The sequence below is a fragment of the Laedolimicola intestinihominis genome (assembly GCF_040096155.1).
Classification (GTDB): Bacteria; Bacillota; Clostridia; order Lachnospirales; family Lachnospiraceae; genus Laedolimicola; species Laedolimicola intestinihominis.
In genome coordinates this window covers 340,243-356,999 of sequence record NZ_JBBMFE010000001.1, presented here as the reverse complement: position 1 = coordinate 356,999, position 16,757 = coordinate 340,243, and the positions used below count along the sequence as shown (strand labels likewise).

15 protein-coding genes and 2 pseudogenes are annotated in these 16,757 nt (G+C 36.8%); all 17 read right to left on the bottom strand.

The genetic code is table 11. The features are described from left to right. Window positions 1–72 precede the first annotated feature (72 nt). The 17 genes and pseudogenes from WMO29_RS01545 to WMO29_RS01460 all read right to left on the bottom strand — a co-directional run bounded on the left by WMO29_RS01545 (window position 73) and on the right by WMO29_RS01460 (window position 16,745). Window positions 73–309 (bottom strand): hypothetical protein, encoded by a 237-nt coding sequence (locus WMO29_RS01545; protein ID WP_349163455.1) that lies wholly within the window; start codon window positions 307–309, stop codon window positions 73–75. A 144-nt stretch (window positions 310–453) separates the two neighbouring features. Then, on the bottom strand, window positions 454–996 hold the full coding sequence (locus tag WMO29_RS01540; RefSeq protein WP_349163454.1) for a DUF2318 domain-containing protein: 543 nt from the start codon (window positions 994–996) through the stop codon (window positions 454–456). Window positions 997–1,093: 97 nt separating this feature from the next. Next, a complete protein-coding gene (locus tag WMO29_RS01535) occupies window positions 1,094–1,213 on the bottom strand; it encodes an LDCC motif putative metal-binding protein (protein ID WP_349163453.1) in 120 nt (39 codons plus the stop codon). 19 nt (window positions 1,214–1,232) lie between these two features. Next, window positions 1,233–1,364: a hypothetical protein gene (locus tag WMO29_RS01530; RefSeq protein WP_349163452.1), complete on the bottom strand. Its 132-nt coding sequence runs from the start codon at window positions 1,362–1,364 to the stop codon at window positions 1,233–1,235. A 264-nt stretch (window positions 1,365–1,628) separates the two neighbouring features. After that, window positions 1,629–1,712 (bottom strand): DUF6061 family protein, encoded by an 84-nt coding sequence (locus WMO29_RS16795; protein ID WP_494337551.1) that lies wholly within the window; start codon window positions 1,710–1,712, stop codon window positions 1,629–1,631. A gap of 10 nt (window positions 1,713–1,722) precedes the next feature. After that, window positions 1,723–1,935 (bottom strand): annotated as a pseudogene (locus WMO29_RS01520) (23S rRNA (uracil-5-)-methyltransferase RumA); the annotation flags it as partial. 201 nt (window positions 1,936–2,136) lie between these two features. Further along, window positions 2,137–3,000, bottom strand: coding sequence for a DUF6602 domain-containing protein (locus WMO29_RS01515; RefSeq protein WP_055232099.1), 864 nt, complete (start codon window positions 2,998–3,000; stop codon window positions 2,137–2,139). Between the two features lie 1,034 nt (window positions 3,001–4,034). Then, window positions 4,035–4,106: pseudogene (locus tag WMO29_RS16730) on the bottom strand (SEC-C metal-binding domain-containing protein); the annotation flags it as partial. Window positions 4,107–4,423: 317 nt separating this feature from the next. Next, a complete protein-coding gene (locus tag WMO29_RS01505; protein ID WP_435391101.1) occupies window positions 4,424–6,361 on the bottom strand; it encodes an SEC-C metal-binding domain-containing protein in 1,938 nt (645 codons plus the stop codon). A gap of 62 nt (window positions 6,362–6,423) precedes the next feature. Next, a complete protein-coding gene (locus WMO29_RS01495) occupies window positions 6,424–8,640 on the bottom strand; it encodes a DEAD/DEAH box helicase (RefSeq protein ID WP_349163449.1) in 2,217 nt (738 codons plus the stop codon). Window positions 8,641–8,648: 8 nt separating this feature from the next. Then, window positions 8,649–9,587, bottom strand: coding sequence for a HamA C-terminal domain-containing protein (locus WMO29_RS01490; protein ID WP_349163448.1), 939 nt, complete (start codon window positions 9,585–9,587; stop codon window positions 8,649–8,651). A 171-nt stretch (window positions 9,588–9,758) separates the two neighbouring features. Continuing rightward, window positions 9,759–11,093 carry a recombinase family protein gene (locus tag WMO29_RS01485; RefSeq protein ID WP_349163581.1) on the bottom strand — a complete coding sequence of 445 codons (1,335 nt, stop codon included), beginning with the start codon at window positions 11,091–11,093 and terminating at the stop codon, window positions 9,759–9,761. Continuing rightward, window positions 11,038–12,306, bottom strand: coding sequence for a recombinase family protein (locus WMO29_RS01480; RefSeq protein ID WP_349163447.1), 1,269 nt, complete (start codon window positions 12,304–12,306; stop codon window positions 11,038–11,040). The genes WMO29_RS01485 and WMO29_RS01480 overlap by 56 nt, the downstream gene beginning before the upstream one ends. A gap of 2 nt (window positions 12,307–12,308) precedes the next feature. Continuing rightward, entirely contained in the window at window positions 12,309–12,725 is a 417-nt protein-coding gene (locus WMO29_RS01475) for a recombinase family protein (protein ID WP_349163446.1), read from the bottom strand. 167 nt (window positions 12,726–12,892) lie between these two features. Further along, window positions 12,893–14,380, bottom strand: coding sequence for an N-acetylmuramoyl-L-alanine amidase (locus WMO29_RS01470; protein WP_349163445.1), 1,488 nt, complete (start codon window positions 14,378–14,380; stop codon window positions 12,893–12,895). 139 nt (window positions 14,381–14,519) lie between these two features. Then, window positions 14,520–14,699 (bottom strand): hypothetical protein, encoded by a 180-nt coding sequence (locus tag WMO29_RS01465; RefSeq protein WP_297775931.1) that lies wholly within the window; start codon window positions 14,697–14,699, stop codon window positions 14,520–14,522. A 315-nt stretch (window positions 14,700–15,014) separates the two neighbouring features. After that, window positions 15,015–16,745, bottom strand: coding sequence for a hypothetical protein (locus WMO29_RS01460; RefSeq protein WP_349163444.1), 1,731 nt, complete (start codon window positions 16,743–16,745; stop codon window positions 15,015–15,017). Window positions 16,746–16,757: the final 12 nt, after the last annotated feature.

The window sequence follows — 16,757 nt, the reverse complement described above, 5'->3', positions numbered from 1 at the left end:
ATTTTTCCTCCATCAACATTCCGTGCATATCCGTATTTACAAATTCATCCATCCGTCTATGCGGTTATAGTATCATGCTGCAACTTTTCTTTCAATAGAGATTTTTGTATTTCTGAACTTTGTTATATTCTTCTCTTTATATAGCTCCATGTACAACTGTCTTATTCTTTCCCTACGAAGATAAAAATCCGGATCAGGCAAATTATCCAAGTCCATTGCTTCCGCATACTTTGCTACCATTTCTCCAATAAAATTTGCTAAATTGCTCCATACATCTCTTTCTTTTAAAACCACTTTATTCTTGACCATAATTAAAATCCTTTCTGACATTGTCATTAAAATCCATCGTATCCCATCCATAGTGATGTTTCTTCACTTCCTGATAGGATAAGATAGATATTATTAAAATTAGTATTGTTATTATTAGTCTTATTAGATTTTGATTTTTACTGTTCAAAACCTGTCTCTTCCGTTCAAGTGCTCCCACCTTTTCCAAGTCTCATCGGCAGTCACAGTCTTGTTTTCAGCGAAAATAGGCCACGGGTTACAACCACCGGATTCAATCTCAACCTGATCCATCGAAAAGCGGTTGCCGCAGTTCTGGCAGACCAGATAATCTCCAGATTGTACATAGTATCCCCGACCGGAATCATAGCAGACTTGACAGGTATTAAACGCCGTGCGGATATTTCCTTCACTGTCCTTAACCGCAATTACCTCCATTCGTGTGCCATTGACCTCAACGGGAAAAAAAGAAGCATCTGTTGTAATATCTGCAGTGTGAATCACGAGCGATTCTCTGGAAGAGATGGTTACTGCTCCGTTGGCCTCTCGACCAATAGCACCGTTCCCGTTTGCGTTACCGTTTCGATTTACCAAGAATACGACAACAATACAGATTACAACTGCCGCAACCGCGAAAATCGGAAGGAAATTTGTTTTCTCCTGTGGTGCTTTCGCCGTCTGCTCCTTATCTGGTTTTCGATTATTTGACATTTTTACCTCCAAATGCACTTTGCTTTTGATATCCCTACTATATCTGACAAATATGTGTTTTTTATGTGGACTAACAATTTCGTGTTGTCAAAACGTTTTATCGGCGATTTAACTTGCAGCAGTCAGGCCGCCCATCGCCAAAAAGCTCTTTGTTTGATTTTGCCATCCGCTCCAGATAGCGATTGGCATCGGCTTTGATTCGTTTCCAGATCGACATATCTCTGCTCCTTTATCAGTTATGATTCATGGGTATCTTTGTTTTCTCCGTTTTGATTCTTATCGCTATCCTTGCTGCGTAGAAAAAACATTGCCAGCAGCATTACAACAGCAGGAATGATACAGTGCCAATGGTTAATCAGTATATCCATTCATTTATCCTCCTTGTTTGATCTTGTTTTTATTTTATCCGGAAGATTTGTGGGTTTTATGTGGGATAGAAATTTTCTTATCAAAAGTTCCGCAGAATAACAAATAAAGCCACGGCTGCTATTCCTTTTTCGGAACAACAGCCGTGGCTAATCATTTAATTCAGGTAATGGTAGTCAGTCACATTTTTAAGTGAATTTCAGAATCACATTCAAAATCAGGTCAGTATATTCAAGTGGCGTATTGTAAATCAGATAGGCCAACTCTTACCGCTGGTACATATTGTCGGCAAATTTCAGTTCAACACAAGTAGTATCCATATTGAACTCACAGAAAATCAACCGCTCCATATTCGCCACCTCAAATCATACCGAAATGTTTCAATGCCTCTTTGATTGCTTTCTCTTTTTCTGGCGGACACTGGGGCTGTCTGGAATCCTCGGACTTTGGTGGATTATAGTTTTTGCCAACTTCAATCCCACATTTTCGCTTAATTTGTGAGATATAAAGATTGGATACCTTTAACCCGCTATGCTCCAGCACATAGTCCTTGATTTGGGTGTAGGTTGCCCCATCCTGAAATTCGGACATATCCATATCTTCCAAAGAGAACTCAACCCGAATCTTTTTCGAGTCGACCTCACCCTTGGAAAGCAAGACTACCGTCTCAACATTCCCCTGAACTTTGATTTTATACTGCATAGCGAAAGTATTCAATAGGTTTCAAAGTGGGGTAATATATTTAGCCCGTTTGAAATACTCCCCACCAAATAATCATCTAATCGCCCTAACTTCTATATCACCCAATTTTTTGTCACATGCCCTATGTGAAGGAAACGCTGTAAATCCTGGTCTTGAGATATAGTTACGAGTCTTGTCATAATAAACACTCAGAATTCCTGTTAACAAAAACTGAAATCCCATGTGTACTTCTTCCTCACTGTGATTAAAAAAAATATATTCTCCAACTTCTCCATCCTGAGGACGTCTTTTAAAAATGCTCCATTTATTAAACGAACCAATATATCCTATTAAATCATCAAAATAATCATCTTCCTTAGAATAAACTCCTTCTAATTTTTCAAAAATCCATTGTTCCGTAGTTTTCTCTTTTTTCTCAAATGCATCCATTGACACCAAAGCCAAAAATGGACCTCTTAAATGTTGACCATTATCATCGACACAACGACATAATTTTGATGCGGCCTTCAATGCTTGAGCTTCATGTACTATGTCATTTTCATGTAAATTCTTTTTCACAGAAATAATACCTACAACGCCCTCTGGTGGAACTATAACATTTTCTCCAAATCTCTGAAAAATAGGATATTTAGCACTATCATAAATTAATATATCTAACTGTGTGGAATGGCTGTCCACTTCATTTTTCCTGCTTCTATTTTTCAATCCTGTTTTTACTGCTGGTCTCAAAATAAATCCCGTTAAAACTTCCAAATCTTTTGGTAAATATCTCTTCAGATATTCTCGTATTAATGTTTCTACATATCTTCCATCTTCTCCGTTATGGGCAGCTCCATTTCTATTTTCTGCTGGAATTAATATTTGAAATTGTTTATAAGTATCCAACATGGCTTGCATCTCATTTGACCAATAATTCTGGATTCTTTTACCATCCATATTATTACACCTCCAACTCCTCTTAACACCATTTATGATTATAACTCGAACATATCATAGGAAGGCGCTTCTGTTCTATCAACTTTAATCCCCATTTCTTGAGCTATTGTTTCCATCCCCCAAACATATGAGCCAAACTCGTTCTTCTGTGACTGACTGAGTTTTTCCCATGCCTCCGGATTAACAACCAAGTTTTCACTTATCATTGGTAAGAGATTATTAATAAAATTTCTTTTCTTTACTTCGTCCAAGCCATTTAATTGTTCATAATATGACAAAAACATTCCATCATTTTTCTTAAACCACGAAATAATACAATATGTTTTCTCGTTTTCAGGAAAAACGCAGACATATACATGTTGTGCTGGCTTACTGAAATCCAGCAAATCCTGCACTCTCCTATTATTCAAATCATACTGCAATGCTTCAAACCCTGTACAGGCAAATTTTACCGCTTTGTCAAATTCCCAAATAATACTTGTTAAAACAGAATAATCTTTTTCCAAAATAGCTTTATCAAAGATTTTTTTGTCCTCAATAAAATCCTCAATCGCCATTTTATTCCCTTTAAAAGGGTCCTCTGCATCCGGCATATTAACCAGAGATGGCCTCTTTGCAAAAATAATCTGTTCCATTTTTTTAACTTCCTGCTTTTTATGATATTCTAAAGCAAAACATCTATATGTATACAAGAAAACTTGTTCTTCAGTTTTCTCAAAATCTCTATCCTCAATTGGTTGAAATAAAGTTTTATCATGATGACCACAAAATCCAGTGAATACTGTCGCTTCTTTTCTTCCATAACTCGTCATTGGTGCAAAGGGATTATCAGGTTTCGGACATGGCATAAAAACCATTCCGTTACTAGATATCCTTTTTAGTATTTTATTATTTTGGATTGAATGGGCTCCTATAATCTTCTCTGAACACTCTTCATTATTTGGATGTAAACATTGTTTTATTCTGGACTCTTTTCGAATCAGTTTGTAATTGTCTAATAAATTTAGCGGGTTTACAAAATCTGCATCATCTTGTTTTCCTTTACAACAAAGCTTATATTTTTTTCCACTCCCACAAGGACATGGATCATTAGGATATACTTTTTTACTCGTAAATATTCCCCCTTTTTGCGAAAAAGTATCCTTTCGCCAAAATGTATATTTCCCGTTCTCCAAAGCCTATCCCCTGGGGTGAATCTCCGATTATATCATCACTCTACGGAAACAGAAACACACATCTATTTTATTCCCAAAATGGCGAAATCCTTTGATTTATTGGGCTTTTTTCGACAGAAGGCAGACTGTCTCACAATGCGGTGAAAGTTACTTCTTATACTAAATAGCGAAACCGTCACCTTTTGCGAAAAGGTTCATCCCCCACTTAGGGAGATAGGATAGCTTGCGCCCCGATTATGGCATATAAATCAAACAAGATTATTAAGTAAATTATTTACATAAAGAATATTTCTTATCATGTCTGCATCATTTCTTACTAATAACCCTGTATGTGCACTATTTCTACGCAATTGATTTACAGCTCGTAAATCTGACAAATATAAGGTATAAGGATGTATATTATTTGTCGAAATCACACCGATTATCTGTCCTAACATGTGCATACTGCTAGGTATTTGACTTCCCAACAGTACCCTTAATTGCTTTTCAACAACCTTACAATATTCCACTATTATAGGTGCAAAATCGATAATGCTCATTTTATGTATTTCATAAAGAGTTTCTGCTGTAATTAAAAATTCCTTTGCATCTGCATCAAGATGTGTATATGTTGAATTAACCCAATTCCGGCTATTTTGATATATGATACTATCTTTATTTACCGCCTGGACCATTTGATTGAGAACCTCGTCCATTTTTTCTAAATATTTATCCCAATCATCGTTTTCATCCAGATTTAATTGTCCAGAATTATTCTGAAGCTGTATCAATTGAAGCGCCCACTGGCGAACAGAACGTTTCTGCTCTACAGCTTTTTTACTGTTTTGACTAAGTTGTTCCTTAATTTCTATATAACGCTGATTTGCACTTTCTATCTCTGGTAAGGTTTGTTCCCATATTTCCCACTCACTTTTTTGAGGCATTCTTTCTTTCGCAATTAATAAATATGCTTTTGCTTGCTCATACTCTCTCAAAAAACTATATGCTGAAATAATTCCTTTTAAAGCTTCAAACATTATCACGCCAAGACTATTGTTAGATGCTATTGAATACAATTGCTTTCCATTTATATCTTGAAACTGATAAACATTCTCATCCACACTAATATGTTCAAGGCATTTTTGATACATAAAAACTGCATTCTCGTATTGCTTCATTTTCTTATAAATATCAGCAACAACTAATAACGTTGTATCATCCTCTACAATAAAAAGCGCTTTTTTTCCCCATTCCAATGCATCTTCTAATTTCCCTTGCCGTTTCAACAGTTCTGCATAATTTGAAAAATTTTGATTACATGGATATTCCTCAATCAAATCACACATAACTTTTTCAGCCTCTTTAAATTGTTCGTTCTCCAGCAAAGCAATAAAATAATTTCCAGTAATATCTTTTTTCAATTCTTCATCTTCTGCTAATTCTATTGCTTTCTCAAAAAATCCAACTGCAATATCCTTCCTATTAATTTCTGGTGTTAAACATACCCAGCCTAAACTATTATAAGTTACCGAATTTGGATATTCCTCAACACTTCTTTTGCCAAGTTCATACGCTTTAAGTGCATCATTGCCAACCCCTAAATAATATGAAATAGCAACTGCACATAAACCTGCATTCATACCAAATTTTTCAAATAATGTATTGGTTATTTCATCTAATCCTTTTTTATTATCTTCTCTGTACTCTTCTCTGTTAGCCCATTCTATTGCATTTTGATATTCTTCTACAATCTGTACACTCATAGGACTAAATATATTAGTATCTTCATATTGCGCTAATACTTTGTTCGCATCTCCGTATTGTTTTAAATCTAAACAAATACCATACAGCATTCTCAATGCCACTTGATTATTATGTTTCAACTCAAGAGCACGTGAACAAAAATCTTTTGCTTCCTCTAAATCTAACTGATTATGATTTAATAAATATAATACCCTTTTAGCGAGTGCCATATTTACATATGTTTCTGTGGCACATATACTATTTTGTTGATGTTCGATTATCCTTTTTCCTATATCTAATATTTTGTGACACTTATTCGCCTCATTCAGTCCTTTGGTCAATTCAAATTGCTCTAAATACAATGCTTGTATTTCTTCCTCCGACATCTTATTGATGCAACACAATTTATATTTTTTTCCACTCCCACATGGACATGGATCATTTCTTCCAATTTTCTTCCCCATACATTCTCTTCTTTCATCTAAAACATTATTTTAAGGAACAATAAGCATTCTTCTACTTATTTCTATATACACTGTTCTAACCGCTCACTTTCATATAGCAACAAGTATTTTTTTATATTGCTGCGATTTTTCTTAATAAAGTCAATGACTTCATCCTCTGACAGATTAGACGGAATTACATTCTCCAATCTTCTTACAGCGTTACTTGGTATCCCAAATTCGACCAGAATCGATAAATTCTCACGTATAAAATCATTTTCCAATTGTTGTACGAAAAAGCTATAAGACCCTGGTTTAATGTTTCTCGTTTCACATATCAGACGTTGGATACTATCTACAACTCTAAACGCCTTCGGCACAGTAAATTGAAACCAATGTCTGTAGATATGAAATGCTGTTTCTACAGCTTCATCATAATATCTTGCTTTTCTCTCATCTGTCAAAGTCTTTACAGTCGCAATTTTACTATTATAAATATCATTAACAATATCAATAATATTCTTTTTCGTTCTGTACATATTCAAATATCTTGCAAGCTGCTTTACTGAAAACACGCCCCTCTTGCTATCAAAGTTAAATAGATTATTTTCTGCTAGTTCTAAAACATAGTACATTTGATCCCATGTAGGTAATTGGCTCCACTGAATATTTTGTAATACACTTTTTGATTTCAAGTCACTAATTAATTTGTTATAAATCCTGATTTGTCCATTTACAGAAACGCCATTTTGTTTAATAATACTTAATAAATCAGCGGGAAGCGCATTAATCTGATCATAACGATTTCTGACCTCTTGCTTTACATCATTCTTTTTTATGTTAATAAGTATTTCATTTGTCAATATTTCTGGATCTTGTTCATAAAATGGGATATCTATTACAATAGACTTCTGCACCGGAACGTGACAAAAATTAAATATTCTTCCCACATAATGTTCCATCATCCTTCCAGAACGACCCTTAATATTACTGTAGTCAAAAAAATCTATTTCATTTCCTCCCTTTTTTTCATCGAACAAAATTACATTTTTAGCACTAGTATTGACACCTTCAATTATCGTAGAGGTACAAAAAATACAGTTTAACCGTCCCTCATTAAAATACTTAATAATTGAAGCTCCTATATGCTTTTGTAAAGAGCCATCATGAATTGCCACACCGTATTGTAATTCCTTAGCTAAACTCCATTCCGGCGAGACATTTTTATTAATCCATTCTATTAATGGAAGTTGATTATTCTTTTCTCGTTCTATTCTTTGCAAATATTCTAAATATACTTTGGCCATACGCCTTGCTCGTGCAGGAGTTGAACAATAAATAAGCGTTTGTTCATTTCGCAACTCATCTAACAGTTCACACAAAATTGTGATTTTTTCCTTATCAATCTGTTTATCGCTGTTACTCCAGTTAATTAAATTACTCTTATCTATTACATTACAATCTACTAAAGAAAAATCTGACTTATAAAATATTGCATCATATTTTTCTGCAAATCCATCTGTTATTCCATCAATATTGGGGCCTAAGAAGTAAAATCTGGGATGAAATTTATTTACCACCTTCAAAAACGCATTGTTTAAGGTATCTGCCCGGTCATCCTTTCTTCTGAGGCTCAATTTGTAGAATTCATCTATAATAAGAAAATCTATTTGAGGTAGAGGCTCATACTCCATTACCCTTTCCGCTGTTAACAGAAAAAGATTTCTCTTGTCTTCAGAATATGGTTGCGAAGTTCTCACTATAATTTTGTAATCATCGGCATATTTCTTCAATTTTAATCGAGTTTCATCTAACAATGCTAATGTTGGCTGTATGATAACTATGTTTTTATATTTTTTTGAAGCTACGATTTCTTCTATAAGCAAACTTTTTCCAAAGCTTGTTGGCGCACTAGCAATTATATTTTTCCCTGACAAAAGATAATTAGAAATTTTCTTTTGCTCTTTATGTAGATATGTATTCTTTAAAAAATCTGACTTAAAATAACTCATTCGCACATCGTCTGCAAAAGACATAATTTTCAAATCAGAACTATTTTTTTGAATATACGGATAAAATCCTAACGTTTCAATCAAATCCGCCCACACTACATATAAATTTTTATCAATTTTTCCCCAATTATTCAGAACATGTATTACTATCTTTCTCGCGGATAATTCTGCTTCCGCTGAATGTTGTGACAACAATTGTGTGCAATATGAAACAATTTTAAAACTCTGTTCAAAAGAGATTCTTTCTGCATTTTCAATTTCTAATATGATTTCGGTTGTCTTGTCCATATTTCACCTCAAATATTCTGCATATGCCAAAGACGTTTATGCAAATTAATGACTAATTCATTTTTGTCATTTACAGGAAATAGCATAAGTATAATATTAACTCTGTCTTTTAGTGGCATTTTGTTCTGTTTATCAAAATACTCTTTTAACTCTCTGACATTTAATTCGTGGTAGGCTATTGCATTAGGATCATTCATATCAGAAAACTTTTTGTAAATGTCATGTGTATAAGTACAAAGCATTGGTATGTTTATAATATTAAGTTTGTCGCTTAGCTTTGTACAATTCGTTATTGTATCAATCCATTCCTTTCTGCCAGGTATAGAATTATTATCCAGATTCTTTTTAATTATCACAAACTGGTCATTTAAATAGTCTGTATTAATATGTTCATTCAAATCTTTCACTAATGCTTTTATCCCCTCTTTACTATCATCATAAAGCTTACTTTCACCAAGCCATAAAATTTTTTCATTCGTGGAAACATGTACCGCATCAAATCCATGTGCAGGCACACTCGCACTATCTTTGAAATAAACTTTAGAAATTAGTGGTATTGTATGCTTAAATTCCCTTAATATCAAATGCAACAACAACTCACCAAATTCTCCTCTTTTTGCTGTACTAGACCTTTTTAATTCGTTATATGCATTAATATCTTTATCTACACACCACTGTTTCATTAATTGAAAATCTTTGATTTTATAAATACAATGAGCCGCTTCTCTTAACTTTTCAACAATGTCATTTTGAGGAATATTGGGATCTTCATATTGTGCAAAAACATATTCTGGAATTGTATTACATATGGCTTTGGTAAAATCATCCAAGCAATATTTGGGATTTCCTTCATCATCAATATCCATATCAACTAAAAAGGTATTCAAATCATCTTCGTTAACTTTCAGTAATATTACATTCTTTTTATCGAAAATTCTGTTAACCATATTAAGCAGTACCTCCACAAAACCAAATAAAGCACATAATAACACGTTCTTTTCATCGATATCTCTACTCGCTATTATAATATTTTACCATAAAACTCCACCTTTTACCATCCGCAAAAGAGCAAGAAAAAAGGCCGACCAGGAATCGCAACTCCCAATCGGCATCTTTTCTTATTCCTCTTCATTTTTACATTCAATCTCCGTTCCGTCCAGGAAGACCACCAACAATGTTCCATCTTCAAAAACCTTGATGTGGTCCAATGTTTTCAGCATGAAGTCCGTATCCATCTCCGTCAAAGGCTTTGCTCCATCGGTATATTCTATAAACTTCTCCGCCCGATAACTTTCCAAGAGGTTCTCGCTCTGCAGCTGTTCTGTCCACTGCTCCATGAAATCCTCTCGATTCTCCACCAATGCGTTCCAAGCCATCAGATAAGCCTTTATCAGCGTTTCTTTCTCTACGTGGCGGTTGGCACATCCCATAACTCCTTTGACCTTGTATCGTTCACTACATTGCCATACCTTACGGTCAACGCCCGTGCTGCTCCGCCAGCCTTTCCGTGCAAACACCTTATTACAGTCTCCGCAAATTATCTTGGATGCAAATGGATTGCTTTCCGGTCGGTGGGAATAGGAGTTTGTCCCATGCTCCTCCAGATACTTTTTCCTGCGTTTTATTTCAAGCTGTACACATTCCCAAATCCGCTTTGAAATGATGGCATCGTGGTCATCTTCCACATAAAACATCTGGATTTCCCCTTTGTTCTGCGTCCGCTTCTTGGTAAGGAAATCCACCGTATAGCTTTTCTGCAGCAATGTATCACCTTTGTATTTTTCATTCTCCAACATACTCATTAAGGTTGTGGCCTGCCATTTCGTACCGCCATCCCAGTTCCGAACTCCCTCTTTTTCAAAAATCCTCTTGATGTAATCCGTTGTTTTTCCATCCAAAAATTCCTGATACAACCGTACCACAATCGGCTTCTGCATTCTGTTGATTACCAGCTTGCCATCCTCGTCCGTGTCGTAGCCAAGAAAACGCTTTGTACTCATTTTGTGTTTTCCTGTTTCAAACCGTCTTCGAATTCCCCATGTGCAGTTCTCTGAAATGGACCGGCTCTCATCCTGTGCCAGTGAGGAAAGAATAGTAAGCAGCACTTCGCCCTTTGCATCGAGGGTATTGATATTTTCCTTTTCAAAAATAATCCCTATCCCCAAATCTTTCAACTCTCGCACATAGTTCAAGCAATCCAGCGTATTTCTTGCGAATCGGGAGATGGACTTGGTAATAATCATATCAATTTTCCCCGCCCTGCAATCAGCAATCATACGGTTGAATTCATCCCTCTTTTTTGTATTGGTTCCCGAAATACCTTCATCCGCATAAGTTCCTGCATATTCATAGAGAGGATTTTCACTGATATAATTTGTGTAATAATTGACCTGATTCTCATAACTTAATAACTGTTCTTCTTGGTCGGTTGACACTCTGCAGTATGCTGCCATCCTCAACTTCTGCACTGCCTGTGCTGTTCCTGATTCCGCAGTCGAAATCTGCTTTGCTGGTATAACTGTAATACTTCTTGCCATTTCGAATCACCTCCTCAACTACTGTCTGTTCCGCAATATTCAATCCCTGCAATTCTGCATCATCAATTCGTATCCCTTTACACGCCTTGACTCCCTTTTCAATGTAGGTGCTACAGAGCCATTGGATTTTCTTCTTGTAAACCTGTCTGCGCCGAAGCGTTTTTCCGCAGTAAGGGCAAATCAGCATTCCGCTCAAGGGATAGCGGTTTTGGAACTTCATTGTGCTGTCCTGTCCGATATTCCTGTCACGTTTTCTCTGTTCCCTGACTTCCTGCACCTTTTCCCATACCTCTGGCGATACAATTGGTTCGTGATTTTCCGAAATGTAATAACTCTGTACTTCCCCGTTGTTTTTCCTTGTATGGTTTCTTTTGTTTTCAGGGGTGTAATACTTCTGCAGATGAAAATCCCCTTTGTACTTTTCATTGCAAAGCATCCCATTGATGGTCCCGCTTTCCCATGTTGTTCCCGTCACCGTTTTCACGCCCAGGTAATCAAGCAGCTCCCCAATCCTTGACGAGCCGACATTCATCAGATAAAGGTCAAAAGTCAGACTGACAATTTCCGCTTCCTTTCGGTTCACAATCAAATCTCCATATTCGTTTTTGTCATAACCGAGGAAACGGGATGTGGTAATCATCACTTCCCCTCTCTCAAACTTCTTCCGAATGGACCATTTATTGTTTTCACTCATGCTTCTGCTTTCTTCCTGTGCAAAAGAAGCGAGGACGGCAAGCATCATCTCACCGTCCCCTGATAGAGTGTTAATGTTCTGTTCTTCAAAAAAAATACCGACACCCAGTTCTTTCAGTTCCCTTGCGAACTTTAGAACGGTGACGGTATTTCTTGCAAACCTCGATATGGATTTTGTAATAATTAAATCAATTTCTCCTGCCCTTACCTTCTCCATCATTCTCTGGAACTGTGGGCGGTTTTCACAATAGCCAGATATACCCTGATCAGCAAATACTCCGATAAATTCATATTCCGGATTTCCAGTAATCAGTCTCTCATAGGTTTCCATCTGATTTTCAAGAGAGTCTTCCTGTCTTCTGCTGTCTGTGGAAACTCTGGCATAAGCACAAACCCTTTTCTTTTGTAAGACCGAAGCTGGTCGTTTGTTAATCACTTTTACTCGCACGTTACATCACTTTCTTCAAAAAACCTTTTCTTAAACTCTTGAATTCTTCGGAAAATGGCCTGTGCATCTTCTACCTTGTCAATGCACACCACATCCACATTTTTCTTACTGCAGATCAGCATGAACTCCATAAACTGTCCCCAGTTACGGGCAATCGTGGCAGCCCTCATGGTAACCACCACATCTATCTTCTTTGCTGCGATTTCCGCTTTCAGACGATTAAATTCTTTTCTGTTCGGGTCGGCTCCTGAAGCTTCCTCAAAGAATATCTGCAAATCCCATTTCTGTTTTCCATATTCTTCTTCCAACCGCCTCATTACATCGTCCAGATATTTTTCATAGTCTCTGTCACGATGGTTGACTCTGCAGTAAAAAGCCACCCTATTTATCGTTCCTGCAATCACCATATAAATAAGTACTCCTTTCGTTTTTGGTAGTATATAAATCACTCTAAACCCCTGTAAAGTCAAGCAATTCTACGGTTTCCACCCACTCTTTTTTCACTCTGTCCAAACTTGTCAGGGGCCGAAAAAAGCAGCCGGACAGAACCTTGTTGTCTCTGTCCGGCTTATCTTTAAACCCTCTCGGTATAATCCAGTGAAATCCATCCGTCACGATTTTTCTGATAAGATTTCAGAAGTCCCCAAAGGCTCGCACCTTTGCCTTCTGCTTCTTCCACAATAGTGAAAGCACCTTTTCCGGTGTACTTACCTGTTTTATCATAGTCTGTTCCCGGACCCTTGCGGATGTTCAAATCTTCGATGGATACTCTCACAAGATACGGTGTGAATGTATCATTGGAATAAATCACTTTACCGGATTCATCAAATACGGAATATCCCTTATTTTCATCCGCACACCTCTTGGCATTTTCCAAACTATGGAATGCACCCTTCTGTGTGGCAGCATCCGCCCATGTCTTACGCACACGATACCAGACTTCCTCCGGTTCTGCTGTCTCGTTCTTAATTCCAATCATGGCATTTAAGATTGTGATAATCTTTGCACCATATCCAGCTCCTGCTGCCCATCCCCTTCCGTCTGGATTTTCTTTCTGCCCAAGCCACTCCACATATTCCGCACAGCCTCTTGTGACATACTTAAAGCGTGGATCAACGCATTCATTCTTCAAATCCACTGTGGAAGCATAGGCTTTCAAATGCTGAACCTGCGTCCTGATACCAAGCTGTGGTGTAGCAAAGGAATTTCCTTTCATTCCATTTGAAGTCACTCCCATGCCGCAGAAATTGTTCTGGTCGAGCGTAACTGCAGAACCGGAGAATCCAAAATTACCTGTTTCCAGACAGGACTGTGCAAAGGCAATATCACCACGGACACCCTCTGCCTTTCCTTCCGAAAGATAAAGCGGAATCATATCAACAACCGACTGTGCAACATCTGAATTCTTTGCTTTAATATAAGCTGTCATCTGCTCCACCGTTGCCACTGCGTTACCCATAATCTTTGTAAGAGCAGTTTCTTCCTTTTGCGTTACTCCATAATAGGAAGCCATACATTCTGCTTCCGCTTTGGCAAGTTTCTGCAGATTACTGTCACTGGAAAGCCATTTTGTTGCTCTGGTGTTTGTATGGAATGAATGCTCCAGAATAATACCCGGTGTCCCTACTGCATTCGCACCACGAAGCACACCATAGTATTCTCCGTTTGTCCCCTGACGTGTTGCGATTCTTCCACTCTGGGCAGTTCCCATCACTGATTCCACAACCTTTGCCAGCTTCAAGCCAATATCCGTGCTGCTTCCATTTAAAAGGACATATGCAACCGGATAGTCCACACTCTCGTTTACACCGTTCCCTACAGCGTTGGAATGGACAGAAATAAAGAGGTTACAGCCTTTGGAAGCCGCACCTCTTTCATACAATGCTCTGTCCGTATTCTGATTTGTCCTTGTGGTTACCACACCGATACCAAATGCCTCCAACTCCTTCTTAAGGTAATTATGGAGTTCCCAAGTCATGTCCGATTCATAATAAGACGAAACCGCAGGGCTGCGGTTGTATTTACCGTAATGCCCTGCGTCCAGACATACCTTTATTGCCATATTACATTTGACATAGATGCGTCCTCCTTTCGCATAGATTTAGCCACTTTGTCAAGGTGGCTATGTAAACAGTACCAGAGAACGCAAAAAAGCCGCCTACTCTTAAAATCAATAAGAATAAGCGGCTTTGTAATTTGCCTTAGACATATTCAATTTTTATTCTCTTGGTCGGTGCATTTATGACCTTAAAAACAAGCTCGTCAACACAATCCGTATATCTGCCTTGCTGAATGAGCTGATTTTTTAACTCTACAAGGCTATGTATCAAAAGTTTTCTTTCGGGGCTATCCAAATATATATGGTAGGTTTTATCTCTCATAATATCGACCTCCTCACAGCTATATTATAGAATAGAACAGTTGCAATTTCCAATGTGTAAAAGGCTTGTCCTCCTATGTAACATTTGAAACGGCGGCATAGATGTTGATTGTGCGTACATCTCCACATTGTATCACCGTTGGATGCTCAAAAAAGTCAACTTGATTGTTTCCTCCATACCTCACCACCTTGTCCATGGTTTTTATGGTATGTAACAAAAAGCCGTCAAAATGGGGATTTTCTGCCGATTTATCTATGTGGAACATTTCCGATGCTTCTCTGGAGCGATAGTTATCGGAAATTTTCCACTCCACCGCTACTTTTCATTTTTTGCTTTGTGGTTGAATGCAACCCAACTAATTGCAGTTTTTTGCAATTCTTCTAATAGTTCAAGATGTTTGCTGTAATTAATAGTGTTAAGACATCTACGTTTTTCTGTGAGCTTTATTACATTGCTCGCTTTTCCTTCCAGCCCAGTTTCTCGTTCAGTTCCAACAATGACCTGCCCCGCGTCAGACAAAAATAATTCTAATGATTTGAATATGCTCCCTAAGTTTTCGGCATCTTGACCTTGCTGATTAGGAGTGTCAACCACATAAAAATTGAAAGGGCTATTTGTTCTATATAAATTATATAGATACAGAGCCGACTGATACATATAAACTAATCGAGGAGTTTCGCTTCCAGTACGGTCTATTATTTGCACAAAATCCCTTAGTTTGATGAATGTTTTAGGAAGATTTATCGCATCTGCTAAGGTTCGGCAATATCCTTCTATATCTTCTCTTATATCTTTGGAACGCTCTTTGGATTTCTTTTCGTTTATTTTCTCGTCAATTATTGCTATTTTAGAAACATATGAATCTATTTCTCCTTGTAAAACTTCCAATTGCCTCTTGCAGGATTCATATATCTCATACTGTCCCTTGTTTTTATAAAAAGAAGAATAAGATAGAAGTTGTTGAGAGTTCCGAACTTTTTGCTCAATAGACTGGATTTCTAAAGAGACACCGTTATATTTCTCCTTAAGTTCTTCTAATTCTTCTGTAGCAATAGATATGCTATTTCTCAGTTCTGTAATAAGCTTTTCACAATGAGCATAATCTGAAGTTATATTTAATTGTTCCTCTAATCCGTTTGAATAAATAGTGCCACAAATTGGGCAGACCAACTCATCTTCTTGAGTCATTGCAAATTCGATGTCCTTTTTTGTTTCTATGAGATTGTGTTCCACAACGTGCAATTTGTGTTGATTCACATATATATCATTTTCCAAAACTGTCATCTCTGCATTATAAGAAAATTGCATTTTCCTTAATTCTTCCGCCTTAGCAAGCAAAGATTCAATATCTGTTGTAACCTCTTCAACGGATTCAATATGCTCAATTTGCGTTAGTGTAGATGTGATACGGGAGACAAAGCTTTGATTATAATTCAATTCTTTTTTCTTATCATCTTTTTCAAGTATATATTCTGCTTTTTGTGCTTGAAGTTCATAATACCTATCATCAAGGTAACCGCATACATATTTATTTGTATTTGGTTTCCAATCTTTAATATACGCAACATTACTGAAAGAATCAGCTATTCTGCTCCATCCTTCATCTTGGTCAATATATTGAAATCTAAAGAGTAATGGCGGTGTTACATTGAATTGCTTACCATCTTTTGAAATGCAGGGCATTTTGATTTCTAAAATATCCATTAAACAGTTACTATATTCGTGAAAAGTTTCCGTTTCGATAATGCAAGAATAGGAATCCTCATTATTCTCAAAAATCTGAAATTTTTTGCCTTGGCGAACAACACAAAACTGCTTTTCCCCATATTTAAGAAACAACAAATAAGCAGAAATTAGTTTCTTCCAATCAGTTTCAATTCTTTTGCATTCACATCCCAAAGTAGTAAATATACTTTTGATAATTGAAGATTTACCTGTTTTATTTCCTCCCAAAATAATATTTAGCCCATTTTCAAAAGGAACCTCTAACGACCGAGACTCACTTTGACTAATTACTATCAGTTTTTTTATTGCTAGCCTTTTCATTATCTTTTTCCT

Bases quoted from the DNA above. Each gene is read 5' to 3' on its own strand.
- WMO29_RS01495 (WP_349163449.1), bottom strand. From the start codon at position 8,640: ATGGACAAGACAACCGAAATCATATTAGAAATTGAAAATGCAGAAAGA.
- WMO29_RS16795 (WP_494337551.1), bottom strand. From the start codon at position 1,712: ATGGAGCGGTTGATTTTCTGTGAGTTCAATATGGATACTACTTGTGTT.
- WMO29_RS01475 (WP_349163446.1), bottom strand. From the start codon at position 12,725: ATGGTGATTGCAGGAACGATAAATAGGGTGGCTTTTTACTGCAGAGTC.
- WMO29_RS01540 (WP_349163454.1), bottom strand. From the start codon at position 996: ATGTCAAATAATCGAAAACCAGATAAGGAGCAGACGGCGAAAGCACCA.
- WMO29_RS01490 (WP_349163448.1), bottom strand. From the start codon at position 9,587: ATGGTTAACAGAATTTTCGATAAAAAGAATGTAATATTACTGAAAGTT.
- WMO29_RS01530 (WP_349163452.1), bottom strand. From the start codon at position 1,364: ATGGATATACTGATTAACCATTGGCACTGTATCATTCCTGCTGTTGTA.
- WMO29_RS01470 (WP_349163445.1), bottom strand. From the start codon at position 14,380: ATGGCAATAAAGGTATGTCTGGACGCAGGGCATTACGGTAAATACAAC.
- WMO29_RS01505 (WP_435391101.1), bottom strand. From the start codon at position 6,361: ATGGGGAAGAAAATTGGAAGAAATGATCCATGTCCATGTGGGAGTGGA.
- WMO29_RS01485 (WP_349163581.1), bottom strand. From the start codon at position 11,093: ATGGCAGCATACTGCAGAGTGTCAACCGACCAAGAAGAACAGTTATTA.
- WMO29_RS01465 (WP_297775931.1), bottom strand. From the start codon at position 14,699: ATGAGAGATAAAACCTACCATATATATTTGGATAGCCCCGAAAGAAAA.
- WMO29_RS01535 (WP_349163453.1), bottom strand. From the start codon at position 1,213: ATGTCGATCTGGAAACGAATCAAAGCCGATGCCAATCGCTATCTGGAG.
- WMO29_RS01515 (WP_055232099.1), bottom strand. From the start codon at position 3,000: ATGGATGGTAAAAGAATCCAGAATTATTGGTCAAATGAGATGCAAGCC.
- WMO29_RS01460 (WP_349163444.1), bottom strand. From the start codon at position 16,745: ATGAAAAGGCTAGCAATAAAAAAACTGATAGTAATTAGTCAAAGTGAG.
- WMO29_RS01545 (WP_349163455.1), bottom strand. From the start codon at position 309: ATGGTCAAGAATAAAGTGGTTTTAAAAGAAAGAGATGTATGGAGCAAT.